General features: G+C 41.4%; 10 protein-coding genes. 7 read left to right on the forward strand and 3 right to left on the reverse strand.

Annotation, left to right across the window (positions count from 1 at the left end):
- Positions 1–131: 131 nt before the first annotated feature.
- The 3 genes from ACWPW6_RS08260 (at position 132) to dld (ending at position 3,677) form a co-directional block, all read left to right on the forward strand.
- Complete coding sequence (locus ACWPW6_RS08260; protein WP_154624460.1) at positions 132–347, forward strand: hypothetical protein; 216 nt, start codon at positions 132–134, stop codon at positions 345–347.
- Complete coding sequence (locus ACWPW6_RS08265; RefSeq protein WP_154624459.1) at positions 337–1,719, forward strand: APC family permease; 1,383 nt, start codon at positions 337–339, stop codon at positions 1,717–1,719. Before ACWPW6_RS08260 ends, ACWPW6_RS08265 begins: the two co-directional genes overlap by 11 nt.
- A 224-nt stretch (positions 1,720–1,943) precedes the next feature.
- On the forward strand, positions 1,944–3,677 hold the full coding sequence (gene dld, locus ACWPW6_RS08270; RefSeq protein ID WP_154624458.1) for a D-lactate dehydrogenase: 1,734 nt from the start codon (positions 1,944–1,946) through the stop codon (positions 3,675–3,677).
- 45 nt (positions 3,678–3,722) lie between these two features.
- On the opposite strand, the gene sbcB is transcribed toward dld, so the two are convergent.
- On the reverse strand, positions 3,723–5,150 hold the full coding sequence (gene sbcB / locus ACWPW6_RS08275; protein WP_154624457.1) for an exodeoxyribonuclease I: 1,428 nt from the start codon (positions 5,148–5,150) through the stop codon (positions 3,723–3,725).
- Between the two features lie 409 nt (positions 5,151–5,559).
- Between sbcB and ACWPW6_RS08280 the strand changes: the two genes are divergently transcribed.
- The 3 genes from ACWPW6_RS08280 to tmaR all read left to right on the forward strand — a co-directional run bounded on the left by ACWPW6_RS08280 (position 5,560) and on the right by tmaR (position 7,911).
- The gene (locus ACWPW6_RS08280; RefSeq protein WP_272682917.1) at positions 5,560–5,757 is read left to right on the forward strand and encodes a hypothetical protein; all 198 of its coding nucleotides are present in this window, start codon (positions 5,560–5,562) and stop codon (positions 5,755–5,757) included.
- 264 nt (positions 5,758–6,021) lie between these two features.
- The gene (locus ACWPW6_RS08285; RefSeq protein WP_250000384.1) at positions 6,022–7,290 is read left to right on the forward strand and encodes an MFS transporter; all 1,269 of its coding nucleotides are present in this window, start codon (positions 6,022–6,024) and stop codon (positions 7,288–7,290) included.
- 288 nt (positions 7,291–7,578) lie between these two features.
- Positions 7,579–7,911, forward strand: a complete 333-nt coding sequence (tmaR, locus tag ACWPW6_RS08290) for a PTS system regulator TmaR (protein ID WP_154624455.1) — start codon at positions 7,579–7,581, stop codon at positions 7,909–7,911.
- A gap of 45 nt (positions 7,912–7,956) precedes the next feature.
- On the opposite strand, the gene ACWPW6_RS08295 is transcribed toward tmaR, so the two are convergent.
- The gene (locus ACWPW6_RS08295) at positions 7,957–8,583 is read right to left on the reverse strand and encodes an NAD(P)H-binding protein (protein WP_154624454.1); all 627 of its coding nucleotides are present in this window, start codon (positions 8,581–8,583) and stop codon (positions 7,957–7,959) included.
- Positions 8,584–8,719: 136 nt separating this feature from the next.
- Positions 8,720–11,995 (reverse strand): ribonuclease E, encoded by a 3,276-nt coding sequence (gene rne / locus ACWPW6_RS08300; RefSeq protein WP_163861351.1) that lies wholly within the window; start codon positions 11,993–11,995, stop codon positions 8,720–8,722.
- A gap of 543 nt (positions 11,996–12,538) precedes the next feature.
- On the opposite strand from rne, the gene rluC reads away from it, so the two are divergent.
- Positions 12,539–13,495 carry a 23S rRNA pseudouridine(955/2504/2580) synthase RluC gene (gene rluC / locus ACWPW6_RS08305; protein ID WP_154624452.1) on the forward strand — a complete coding sequence of 319 codons (957 nt, stop codon included), beginning with the start codon at positions 12,539–12,541 and terminating at the stop codon, positions 13,493–13,495.

Genomic DNA, 13,495 nt, shown 5'->3' on the forward strand with positions numbered 1-13,495 from the left:
ATTCTGGTATCGGTTTTTTTTTGCTTGTTAAGTTCGAACTATTTCGCGGGGCCGGATAATAGGCCGGATAGATAAATTTATATTTTTACGTGTAGCAAAGAAAATATGCTACCGATTTGAGGAATGCTTGCATGGCTTACTTTTTCGCATTCGCAGCAGGGCCTGGTGGCCGTGGTTGCCGCATTGATGACTACGGAGCAGTTGGTTGCTTCGCAACTTCACCATTCAACCTTTCATCGTTCTTTTCTGCCTATAGGCAGATGCAAAGTCTTCCCAGTAACTGTCGATTAAGTAGGTCAAATAATACTCAATCGAAAGTTATGGGAGGGCTTTATCATGCCAAATAATTCAACGCCATTATCCATCGGTAGCAACCAAACAGGTGCCAACAACCGTGTTGAACTAGCAAAAACACTCACCTTATTACAAGTGGTGATGATTGGTCTTGCTTATATTCAGCCAATGACGATTTTCGATACATTTGGCATGGTATCGGATAAAACCGGTGGTCACGTCCCGACTTCCTATATTATTGCACTTGCTGCGATACTATTTACTGCGCTGAGCTACGGTAAACTGGTCAAACGTTTTCCATCTGCTGGCTCAGCGTATACTTATGCTCAAAAATCAATGAGCCCACATATTGGCTTTCTGGTAGGATGGACCTCGTTGCTGTCTTACATCTTTATGCCAATGATCAACATATTATTAGCGAAGATTTATTTACAAGACATCTTCCCAACCGTTGAACCTGCTATTTTTGTTGTGGGATTAGTCATTTTAATGACAGCGGCTAACTTACGTGGCATCAACGTTATTGCAAACCTAAGTACCGTGATCGCAATTATTCAAGTAGGGGTAATGGTTGTCTTTACCTTTATCGTTATTCATGGTGTATCTAACGGTGAAGGGACGGGAGAGGTGTGGACCTTCCGTCCATTTGCTGATGAGCATACCGAACTTATCCCTTTGATTGCAGGAGCAACGATACTCTGTTTCTCATTCTTAGGTTTTGATGGATTAAGTTCGCTATCAGAAGAAACGCCAAATGCAGGTAAAGTGATCCCGCGCGCTATTTTCTTAACCGCATTAATCGGTGGGATTATATTCATTACAGTATCATTTTTCTTGCAGCAGTTTTTCCCTGATGTTTCACGCTTTAAGAACATTAATGAAACTCAGCCTGATATTATGAGATTTGTTGCTGGCGCATTTTTCCAGTCAATCATTTTGGTTTTCTCATGTGTTACAGTATTGGCTTCAGGAATGGCAGCTCATGCAGGTAGTGCTCGCTTGATGTACGTTATGGGGCGTGATGGTGTATTCCCTGAGAAAATTTTTGGTCATGTAAGTCCAAAATGGCGTACACCTTCTTATAACGTCCTGATGGTTGGGGTGCTCGCACTCGGCGCTATCTGGTTTGAGATGGATTTCGCCACGGCATTGATTAACTTTGGTGCATTGATTGCCTTTACCTTTGTGAATATCTCCGTGATCAGCCAGTTCTTTATTCGTGAACGCCGTATCAATGGAATTAAAAACATTCTAAATTATTTGATATTACCTGTTATTGGTACACTAACGGTATGTGTACTCTGGTTAAATATCGAAGAAGATTCAATGGTATATGGCTTAATTTGGACCGCGGTAGGCCTAGTTTATATGGCTATCTTGACGCGTATGTTCCGTCGACCAATGCCTCAAATGAGTGATTATTAATTGAGTCAATAGAATAAAAAACAGCGCTGTTAAGCGCTGTTTTTTTTATGTATAAATCAATGCACTTATCTGTCTTTCCCGCAAATTTATTCAACAACTAATCGTAAAACTGCATTAATATCCCAAACTAAAACTTTTCATAATGTGGTATGGTGAGTAGATCACTATAACATGACAAGCTATTCACAATTTATTGATAATCATCCTGACAAGAAGGCGTAGAAATGAATGCAGTAAACAGCCCTGAAAATCAACGATTATTGCTTACATTGAAAAATATTGTAGGTAAAAAAAATATCCTGACTGAACCGCACAAAACGGAACGTTATCGTAAAGGTTTTCGCTCGGGTTTCGGTGATGCTATTGCAGTCGTCTTTCCGACAACCTTATTAGAACAATGGTATGTCTTCAAAGCCTGTGTTGAAGCTGACAAAATTGTCATTATGCAAGCAGCTAATACAGGCTTGACCGAAGGTTCAACCCCCAGCGGTTACGATTATGACCGTGATATTGTCATTATCAGCACACTAAAATTAAATCAGATTCAAGTATTACCTGAGTTTAACCAAGTCGTTGCTATGCCTGGAAGTACGTTATATGACCTTGAGAAATTATTAAAACCATTAGGTCGTGAGCCACATTCACTGATTGGGTCATCCTGTATTGGTGCTTCTGTTGTTGGAGGGATTTGTAATAGCTCCGGAGGTTCATTAGTACGTCGGGGGCCAGCCTATACCGAGTTAGCGCTGTATGCCCGTGTCAACGAGGAAGGTAATGTTGAATTAATTAATCATCTAGGTATTCATTTAGGTGAGACACCAGAAGAAATATTAACGAATTTGCAAAATCGACGTTACCGCACAGAAGATATCGAACTGAGTGAAAAACTGGCTTCAGATCACGAATATGCAGAACGAGTGCGTGATGTTGATGCGGATACACCATCACGATTTAATGCGGATGAACGACGTTTATTTGAAGCGTCGGGTTGTGCCGGTAAATTAGCTGTTTTTGCTGTGCGTCTTGATACTTTCCCCGCGGATACCTCAACACAGGTATTTTATATTGGCTCCAATAACCCAGACGTACTTGAAGATATTCGACGCCATATTTTGAGTGAATTTAAAAACTTGCCTGTTGCGGGTGAATATATGCACCGTGGCTGCTTTGATATTGCCGAAGTTTACGGTAAAGATACTTTCTTGATGATAGATAAGTTTGGTACAGATAAAATGCCGCTCTTTTTTACCATCAAAGGGCGCATTGATGCGGTCTTGAATAAAGTGCCATTGTTACCATCCAATCTGGTAGACCGTACAATGCAAGCGCTAAGCAAGCTATGGCCATCTCATTTACCACCTCGTATGAAACAATTCCGCGATAAATATGAGCACCATTTAATGCTGAAAATGGCAGGCGACGGGATTGAAGAAGCGAAGGTGTGGTTAAAATCATTCTTTGCAACGGCGGATGGCGATTATTTCGAATGTACGGCAGAAGAAGGAGCAAAAGCGTTTTTACATCGTTTTGCTGCGGCTGGCTCTGCTGTGCGTTACCATGCGGTTCATAATAAAGACGTAGAAGATGTATTACCATTGGATATTGCTTTACGTCGAAATGATCGTGATTGGTTTGAAAAATTACCACCAGAAATTGAGAAATTGTTAGTGCATAAACTGTACTGTGGCCACTTTATGTGTCATGTCATGCACCAAGATTATGTATTGAAAAAAGGGGTTGACCCTAAAGAGTTAAAAGAAAAAATGTTGGCCTTGTTAGATGAGCGCGGGGCGCAATATCCAGCTGAGCATAATGTCGGTCATTTATATAAAGCTCAGCCTCAGCTGAAATCATTTTATAAACAAGCGGATCCGACTAATACCATGAATCCTGGTTTAGGTAAGACCACGAAACGCAAACATTGGGAAGGGGATTGTGGCTGCCCACATGACCACTAACTGAGCGTTATTGATTAGTTGGGCAGGTAACCTGCCCAACTATTATTAGCTTGCTAAATCAGCGGCGTAATTGACGAGCGCTTTTAATTGCTTACAGCGTTCAACATCCTCTTGGTGTTCTACCATCAATAATTCAATGGATTGCATGTATTCCATTAACCGGCTTTCGGTAAAGTACTCCCTGCGGTGCTGCAACCAGCGTTGTTGCTCTTCATATGAGAGAATGCTTGGATAATTACGTGCTTTATAGCGAAAGAATAACGCTTTCATCCGTGGATCTTCAAAGGTTAGATCAAGGGCTGGTAGGTTTTGTGGCGATGTTTTTCGAATGATTTCCATGGTAGCGCGGTCAGCACTACTAAAGAAACCACTATAAAGCTTAGCATCGACATCGTCAGGTTCATCGAATGGTTGAGCTTGAGCAAAAATTTCAATGACCTTATTACGGATGTCAGGATGTTTGCGTAAGATTTCTAAGTTACGGAAACAGATGTCACGATCAATGCCTGTTCGCTCGGCATCTTCGTTACGCAACGTTTTAGCGGGAGCAAGTATTGGGCACTTATTGATATGCACTAGCTTTATCGGCACGGGTAATGCATCACCTAATTCACTTTTTGGCGTATACAGGCGTTCACGAAGCTGATCGACAGTTAAATTGATGAGTGGTGAAATATCAGCGGATAAATCACACATAATAACCGCATTACGATTATCAGGGTGCCATGCTAACGGTGCGACAAGGCTAACATAAGAACGTAATGCGCCAAACATACCGGAAACATGCACTAATGGAGTCATTTCGACAATATCAATTAATTGGCTAACTTTGTTTTTATTTCTCAATTGATAGAAATAATCAAACATTCTCGGTTGCGCTGCTTTGAGTCGCTTAGCCATATTGATTGTTGCTAGAACGTCAGACATAGCATCATGAGCATTTTCATGGGCAACACCATTAGCTTTAGTAAGGTGTTCAAGACGCATACTCGGCAGTCCATCCTCATTTTCAGGCCAATTAATGCCTTCTGGACGAAGTGCGAAGCAAGCACGCAATGTATCCAATAAATCCCAGCGTGAGTTATTTTGTTGCCAGCTATAGGCGTAAGGGTCGTAAAAATTACGATAAAAAATATGACGAGTGACTTCATCGTCAAAACGAATATTGTTGTAGCCCATGATACAGGTGTTCGGCTGGCTAAATTGATGATGAATACGTTTCGCAAACTCAGCTTCATTAACCCCTTGGGCTAATGCTATTTGCGGAGTAATACCTGTGATCATCACAGCTTCAGGTTGGGGGAGATAATCATCAGATGGGGCGCAATAGAAGACTTCTGGCTCATCAATGATGTTGAAATCGAGATCTGTTCTTACACCCGCAAATTGTGCTGGGCGATCAAGTGCAGGGTGCTTGCCAAAGGTTTCATAGTCATGAATAAAAAATGTAGGCTGTTTTTTAGTATCTTGCAACGTGATTCTCCGTTAGCCTTATTGCTATTTTAGCGATGAAAATAATTTGTGATGGCTATCTACAGAAAATATACGCTAAAAGCGGTATGTCACAATACTGCTCAGAAGGAACACTGTAACTTCACACTACACAAATATTTTATGGCCTATCATACCTGATACGTGACAAAACCTGAACCTAAGCTATCGTCGGCTCTGCAAATCAGAGAATGTTAATCACTGTATTAACTTTTAATTTATATCTCAGTTATCGACGCTTTATTTTTATTTATCTTTTTGATTTCAAATGAAATTAATAATAAAAATTTGTTTTTGGAAATTTAAAAAGTCGGTAAATCAGCGTAAAAATATGCGTAAATGCGGTTTTTTTGATCTATTATTTTTAAGATCATAGACAAAAAAGGAACGTATGATGAATACATATGATGAAAGAACGCGCTTAATTTTAGCTGAAATAGGTCGAGTCACATTGGGGCTGCTGGCTAGCGATGGAGTGACTAAACAGAGTATCGTAGATAAATTGAAAAATGATGCAAAAGAAGAAGATAACCCGGCTCGCAAAAGTATCCTTGATGATGCCGTCAACTACCTTAATAGCCAAATCTAGATAACACGAGCCCTCAAATGAGGGCTAGGGATAGTATCGCCTGCGTTTTCCTTGATATTCTCTAACATATCGGAACCATAATAAAAGCAATGCCACCGTTAGGTGTAAATCATTCAGCTAGTTTTAGTGATCTATTTCACAAAACATAATTGTTAACGTTAACATTTGTGCTTAACATCACAATATAACGGTGAATCAGTAGTCTATTAAGAATGTTAACCTTAACATTTTAGTTAATTAAGGGAACGTGTAGGCAAAATTTTAATGAATAGTGAATCGAAAAAATATTATGCTTCATTGAGTGCGCTGCTGTTTTTTTTCTTCTTTACTTGGTCATCCACATTTTCTGTTGTTGCTATTTGGCTTCGAAAATATGTGGGTTTAGAAGGCACAGATACAGGAATAATTTTTTCTTGTATTTCAATAGTTGCACTTTGTGCCCAACCTCTTTATGGCTTCTTACAAGATAAACTCGGCTTACGCAAAAATTTACTGCTATTCATTGCCGTATTATTAATATCATCTGGACCATTTTTTATGGTATTTGGTCAATTACTACAATGGAATGTGGTCGTTGGCAGTTTGGTTGGTGGGTTATTTATTGGTATGACTTTTCATGCAGGGATTGGCGTACTCGAGTCTTATACTGAGCGTATCAGCCGACTGCGCGATTTTGAGTATGGCAAAGCAAGGATGTGGGGGTCATTAGGATGGGCTGTTGCCACATTTTTTGCTGGGCGCAATATTAATATCGATCCTAACTATAATTTTATTATGGCCATGGTTTCCGGTGGATGTTTCTTCGTTATTCTTTTAAGGCTAAAAACCGCAAAAGCCAATGCATTTAACGATTTAGAACATGGTAAGCCTTCAAATATTACTATCAACGATGCCTTGCAATTATTTGTCCTTCCACGGTTTTGGGCGCTGATTCTATTTGTGCTGGGTACTTGTATTTATAGTGTTTATGATCAGCAATTTATGGTTTATTTTGCGCATCAGTTCCAAGACGAAAAAACCGGTAATGAAATGTATGGCTATCTGAATTCATTACAGGTTTTCTTAGAGGCTGGGGGAATGTTTCTTGCGCCATATATTGTTAATCGTATAGGTGCTAAAAATGGTTTGTTGTTTGCGAGTAGTGTCATGGCGTTAAGAATCATTGGTTCCGGACTCGTTGAAGGCCCGCTTATGATTTCTATTATGAAACTCCTACATGCTGTTGAGTTACCGATATTATTGATCGCCATTTTTAAATATAACAGCCGCCATTTTGATAAACGTCTATCTTCTACCCTGTATTTAGTTGGATTTAGTTGTATCACCTCAATTGTTGCCAGTATTCTGTCGCCATTAGCCGGGTGGGGCTATGATAAAATTGGTTTTGCGGAGACTTACTTAATCATGGGTGGCTTTGTGGTAATGACAACCATATTGTCTGTCTTCTGTTTACGTAGCGACAAAATGGAGCCTGTTGAGCAAACTGTCAATTTACAAGAAAACCATTCGGAAACATTAACGCAAAAGGTTTAACTGAAACAATTCAGCCTATTGATAGCATTCATTGAGTAAAAATGCCATTTTCTCTGTTTTTATATCAATGAATATGTGAAATAGGGTTGTCACATAAGGCTGTTAGAAGGTATTGTGTTATATCTATCGTAGTTTTAGTTGTATGTTAGCTAGCAATATCCAGTGGGTTGGAATAGCGAATATGATCGATGTTCATCGAATAGCCTTATGTGTTGCTGACATATCACTCGAATTATTTAGGGTATAGAAATAAATGCGTTTTGTTTTTCTAACAGAGGGTTTTTAAACATGGACAACGCTAGCAAGCCGTCTTTCCAAAATGTGTTGGAATTTGTGCGTATGTATCGTCGTAAAAATAAAATTCGCCGTGAAATTACGGATAATGAAAAGAAAATTCGTGATAACCAAAAACGTGTTTTATTGCTTGATAACCTGAGTGACTATATTAAGCCAGGTATGACGATTGAGGAAATTCAAGCCATTATTGCGAATATGCGCAGTGACTACGATGACCGCGTTGACGACTATATTATTAAAAACGCAGAGCTTTCTAAAGAACGCCGTGAGATCTCGAATAAACTCAAAGAGATGGGCGAGCTGAATAAAAAAGACGTCAAATAATACCGTATGAGAGCCGAGTTTAACTCGGCTCATTTGATATTGGCCTTAGCGCCAATTCGGCTGCAAATCGGGGTCAATAACCGCATATACTTGCTGGTAGCTATGTTTATCATCCACAAGATTTGCGAGTAACATCGCCACATCTTCTCGACTGACAACACCATGAGCTTCGCCTTTGACTAGCTTGGCGTTATAAGTCGCTGCTGTATTCATTAAGCCACCCGGTCTTAAGATAGTGTAGTTTATCTCACTTGTTTTTAAATAAGATTCAGCCATGGTTTTTTGGCGAACTGACTGACCAAAAAGTGATTTTGCTCTAGGGGATAAGGTTGACCAACTGTCACCACAACCGATTGACGTGACAAGTAATAAACGACTTATCTGAGATTGTTCTGCCTTGCGGATGATATTGTAGTTACCGTAAAAATCGGCTTGGCCACCGCCTATCGTAGTAAAAATAATGCTATCGGTTGTTGTGTCAGCGAAAAGAGACTCTAAAGAGGCGATATCAGTGGCATCACCAATAAAGGCTTGCATGCCTGCTGCTGCTAATGTTTCAGCATCTACTTGATGACGAACTAAGACGGAAACGCGGTGACCCTGAGCTACGCCCCATTTTGCTAATAACAGACCAATACCTTTTGTCGCACCAAAAATTACCCAATGAGCCATGTCATTTTCCTTGCGGTAATATTCATTAAATAGGAATGTGATGGTTTAGGTTGGTATTATTAACAATGCATTAATATTTATCTACAAATAAAAAAAGCCCTGCAATTAGCAGGGCTTTTTGTCGTAAAGAGAAGGGTTATTCAAAACTTGCGGGTTTTGCCATTCCAGATGTTGCATGGTTAGTTGCCACGTGGCCACCAGCACCTTTACCAACAAAAGTTGATGCTTCACGTTGGTAAACTTTAATCTCGAATGAAGATTCAACGACTTCAGGCGCAGGCGCTTTCATCATTGGCGAGGTTGCGTGGCGGATAGCCTTGTTAGTGACTATCACAGCAGGTTTTGATACTTTTTCTGCGATAACAGGTGCTTCCACGGCTTCAGTTGAAACTTGTTCAACCTCAACAGCCATAGACTGTGGTTGTATGACCCGTGTTTCTTCTGTATCCGCAACAGGTTGAGCTTGTTCAATAACGGTATTTTCAATCACTTCTTCTACAATAGTCGTAGATTCAACCGCAGGTTGTTTTTCATCACTCACGACTTGTGATTGAACAGTTTCTTGAGCTGACTGAGCAGGCTGTTCGGTATGTACAGCGATAACCGGTTCCGCTTGCGGAGCACTTGCAGGTTCAAGCGTCATGACTTGTGAATCGGTTGATTCAGCAACAATCTCAGCTTCTTCGACGTCTGTTTTTTGCGTTTGCTCAACAGTGACGACCTCAGTAACTTCTTGCGAGGATTGAGTCGCTGAAGAAGAAATCGCTTCCGCTGCCTCAACCGTTGCTACGGCTAAAACACCTTGTTGTTCAAGCATTTCTTCATTGGTGATGATCGCCATGGATTCTTGCTGTGGTTGAACAAGCGGGTAACTGATACACACTTTACCTGAAGCCAGCTCAGGAGAAGCAACAGCGGCGAACAGCGGCATTGGTGATTTAGTTAAATGGCGCTCATCACGATAACGACGGCGACGTTGACCACTGACACGCAAGTGACGTGGTGAACGACGTGAGCGACGAGGAATGATCGTGTCTTGCTTCTCTTCCTCATTGCCTTGGTTATCTTGTGAATGCTCCTCGTTAACGTCAACAAGTTCGATATCTTGCTCAGCGATGTGTACTGGTGCCGGTAATGCTGCAACCGTTTTAGCACTGTTTTGGGTAACGACTTCAGCCTTGGTCGGATCTTCGTTTTGTTCAACAATGTCTACGGTATCAGTGATACGTACCTTCTGAGTTAACTGACGACGCTGACGGCGCGGTGTGACTGGGCGCGGTTGAGCTTCTTCTTTCTCAGTAGCGGTGGTATCGGTATCTTGAGTCGCATCTTGTTGAGCTTTAGCGGCCTGTTGTTGGCGTTTCTCATCTTGACGACGACGACGTTCAGCACGTTGCTCACGACGCTGTTGTTGTTGAGCTTCGCGGCTAGCATTATCAACAGTTTGCTCTTCTTGTTGACCGGAATTTTTATTGTTACGGCCTTTACGATTGTTATTATCGTCTGCTTGAGCATTACGGTTAGAACGATTTTCGCGGTTATCGCTGTTTTCATCACGATCACGGCGATTATTACGGCGATTGTTGCGGCGTTCATTATGACGACGTTTATCGTTACCCGAGTTCTGACGGTTTTTCTCGACAGGTTTTTCGGCAACTTTCTCTTCTTCACCGAATATCTTTTTAAAGAACGCAGCGAGTTTGCTGAATAAACCCGGTTGAGCATCGACTTTAGCCGTTTGTTTTGCTGGCTCAGGACGTGTTTTGCTCTCTTTTGGCTTAGCCACTGCTGTTTGCTCTACAGGTTCTTGTAAAGCAAATGCAGAAATAGCCGGCTGCTCAGGCATTTTGCGTTCAGCAGCAGCGTCTTCTGTACCATTTAATGTTTCGGTTTCGTGGTATTGCGCAAGGTTGTAACTCAGAGTGTTAACTTCTTCACCTTTACGAATACGGATCACGTGGAAGTGAGGGGTCTGCATTTGGTCGTTTGGTACGATAACCACACGAACATTTCGCTGACGAGTCTCAATTTCACTTACGGCTTTACGTTTTTCGTTGAGTAGATAAGAAGCGATTTGTACAGGGACAATCGCATGAACTTCATGAGTATTTTCTTTCAGTGCTTCTTCTTCAATTAAACGAAGTACAGATAGCGATAAAGACTCATTATCACGAATGGTTCCGGTTCCCGAACAACGAGGGCAGACATGGTGGCTAGATTCACCCAAAGATGGGCTTAAACGCTGACGGGACATTTCTAATAGGCCGAAACGTGAAATACGTGCGATTTGAATACGCGCACGATCTTGACGAACAGCTTCACGTAAACGGTTTTCGACTTCACGTTGATGCCTAACTGGCGTCATGTCGATAAAGTCAATAACAATGAGACCACCAAGGTCACGGAGGCGTAATTGACGTGCAATTTCATCTGCCGCTTCAAGGTTAGTATTAAATGCAGTTTCTTCGATATCACCGCCACGAGTAGAGCGTGAGGAGTTAATATCAATAGCGGTGAGAGCCTCTGTGGTATCAATAACCAAAGCGCCCCCTGAAGGAAGACGAACTTCACGTTGGAACGCAGATTCGATTTGTGATTCGATCTGATAGTGGCTAAACAGCGGAACATCACCGCTATAATATTTGATTTTGCTGGCAAAATCGCCACGGCCAATGGCTTCAATATGGTTACGCGCCATCTCGACAACTTTTGGGTTATCAATCAGGATTTCACCAATATCAGGACGCAGATAATCACGGAATGCTCGTACAATCACATTACTTTCTTGGTGGATTAAGAAAGGAGCCGGACGGTTTTCAGCCGCTTTTTTGATGGCTTCCCAGTGACGTAGACGATACAACAAATCCTGTTGTAAAGACTCCGCTGATTTGCCAACACCTGCGGTACGGACAATCAAACCCATACCATCTGGAATTTCGAGCGAAGACAACGCTTCTTTTAATTCCGTACGATCTTCACCTTCAATACGACGAGAAATACCGCCAGCACGTGGGTTATTTGGCATTAAAACCAAGTAGCTTCCAGCTAGGCTAATAAAGGTAGTGAGTGCGGCACCTTTGTTGCCACGCTCTTCTTTATCAACTTGAACGATCACTTCTTGGCCTTCCTTGAGAACATCTTTAATATTAGGACGACCTTGGGAGTGATAGTTGCTTGGGAAGTATTCGCGAGCGATCTCTTTGATGGGAAGGAAACCGTGTCTTTCAGCACCGTAATCAACAAAAGCAGCTTCTAGACTAGGTTCAATACGAGTGATTTTACCTTTGTAAATATTTGCCTTTTTTTGCTCATGACCTGGACTTTCGATATCCAAATCATAGAGTCGTTGCCCGTCAACAAGGGCAACACGCAACTCTTCCTGTTGAGTCGCGTTTATTAGCATTCTTTTCATATTGTTACTTACTCATTATTTTTCTTTCAATAATAGAGCAGCGAAAAAGGGAGCTATTGTAAACCGATGGCCTCGTGATTTTTACAAAACCGCCTGCCTCCCGGCAGTCGTTCGTATAGAGACGCGCAGTATTCGGTGAACCTGATTTTTAGATTAAAAATTCAGCGTTCTTAATCAGGAAGCCGTCATAATTGTATTAACGGAAGTTCCTAACCCAAAAAGCTAATAATCGTTGCTCGCTAATTATTTGATTTCGCGAAGCGTCTTACGCCATTGCTGCACTTTTACTCAATCAAATAGTAAATTTGTATCTTATGCCAATTATCGTTTTATCGAACATGGTGGCAATTGCATATTATTCCATTGCCGACCTCATTATAGCAAGTCGAGACATGAGTTATATGAAAATTTTATTTAGAAATATGACTAACAAGCTATTCTTTGACCAATTAAAAAAAAATGATAAAAAAATTTACGGAGTCGGTATGATATATCCTGCAAATAAGGTCGTAATTTAATCAACCAGAGTTAACATATTTTTGAATGAAAACACAAAATCAAGTTCAGTTTATCGATATTGGCGATGACGAAGCCGGACAACGAATCGACAATTTTCTGCTCGCAAAATTAAAGGGTGTGCCTAAAAGTATGATTTATCGCATTATCCGTAAGGGAGAAGTGCGGGTGAATAAGGGGCGCATCAAACCTGAGTATAAGCTTGCCGCAGGTGATCAAGTTCGTGTTCCGCCAGTCAGGGTTGCAGAGCGCGAAGCAGCGCCCGTTTCGGCAAAACTGGATAAAGTCTCCGCTTTGGCTGATTGTATCCTGTATGAGGACGACGCAATATTAGTGATTAACAAGCCTTCTGGTACGGCAGTGCATGGCGGAAGTGGGCTTAGTTTTGGGGTCATTGAAGGATTGAGAGCATTACGTCCAGAAGCTCGTTTTTTGGAATTGGTGCATCGTCTTGATCGCGATACGTCAGGAATATTATTAGTGGCGAAGAAACGCTCAGCACTGAGGGCGTTGCATGAGCAATTACGTCTTAAACAGATGCAAAAAGATTATCTGGCGTTAGTACGCGGGCAGTGGCAATCCCATACTAAAGTGATTCAAGCGCCATTACTGAAAAATATTTTACAAAGTGGTGAGCGCGTTGTTCGAGTAAGTCCTGAGGGAAAACCTTCAGAAACGCGTTTTAAAGTTGAAGAGCGTTTTGCACAAGCCACGTTAGTCAAAGCCAGTCCGGTTACGGGGCGTACGCATCAAATTCGCGTCCATACGCTGCATGCAGGGCATCCGATTGCATTTGATAACCGTTATGGGGATAAACAATTCGATAGCCAATTAGCCGGTACAGGGTTAAAAAGATTATTTTTACATGCGAGTTCGCTGAAATTTATACACCCTAAAAGTGGCGAAGAGATGCGCTTACAAGCGCCACTTGATGACGAATTGAATCAGTGCTTGAAGGCTCTACGCGCACAAAAACAACATTAA

It is taken from the genome of Providencia sp. Marseille-Q8014 (assembly GCF_965112055.1).

Coding starts and splice junctions, on each gene's coding strand:
- ACWPW6_RS08260 (WP_154624460.1), top strand. CDS start 132: ATGGCTTACTTTTTCGCATTCGCAGCAGGGCCTGGTGGCCGTGGTTGC.
- ACWPW6_RS08265 (WP_154624459.1), top strand. CDS start 337: ATGCCAAATAATTCAACGCCATTATCCATCGGTAGCAACCAAACAGGT.
- dld (WP_154624458.1), top strand. CDS start 1,944: ATGAATGCAGTAAACAGCCCTGAAAATCAACGATTATTGCTTACATTG.
- ACWPW6_RS08280 (WP_272682917.1), top strand. CDS start 5,560: ATGATGAATACATATGATGAAAGAACGCGCTTAATTTTAGCTGAAATA.
- ACWPW6_RS08285 (WP_250000384.1), top strand. CDS start 6,022: ATGAATAGTGAATCGAAAAAATATTATGCTTCATTGAGTGCGCTGCTG.
- tmaR (WP_154624455.1), top strand. CDS start 7,579: ATGGACAACGCTAGCAAGCCGTCTTTCCAAAATGTGTTGGAATTTGTG.
- ACWPW6_RS08295 (WP_154624454.1), bottom strand. CDS start 8,583: ATGGCTCATTGGGTAATTTTTGGTGCGACAAAAGGTATTGGTCTGTTA.
- rne (WP_163861351.1), bottom strand. CDS start 11,995: ATGAAAAGAATGCTAATAAACGCGACTCAACAGGAAGAGTTGCGTGTT.
- rluC (WP_154624452.1), top strand. CDS start 12,539: ATGAAAACACAAAATCAAGTTCAGTTTATCGATATTGGCGATGACGAA.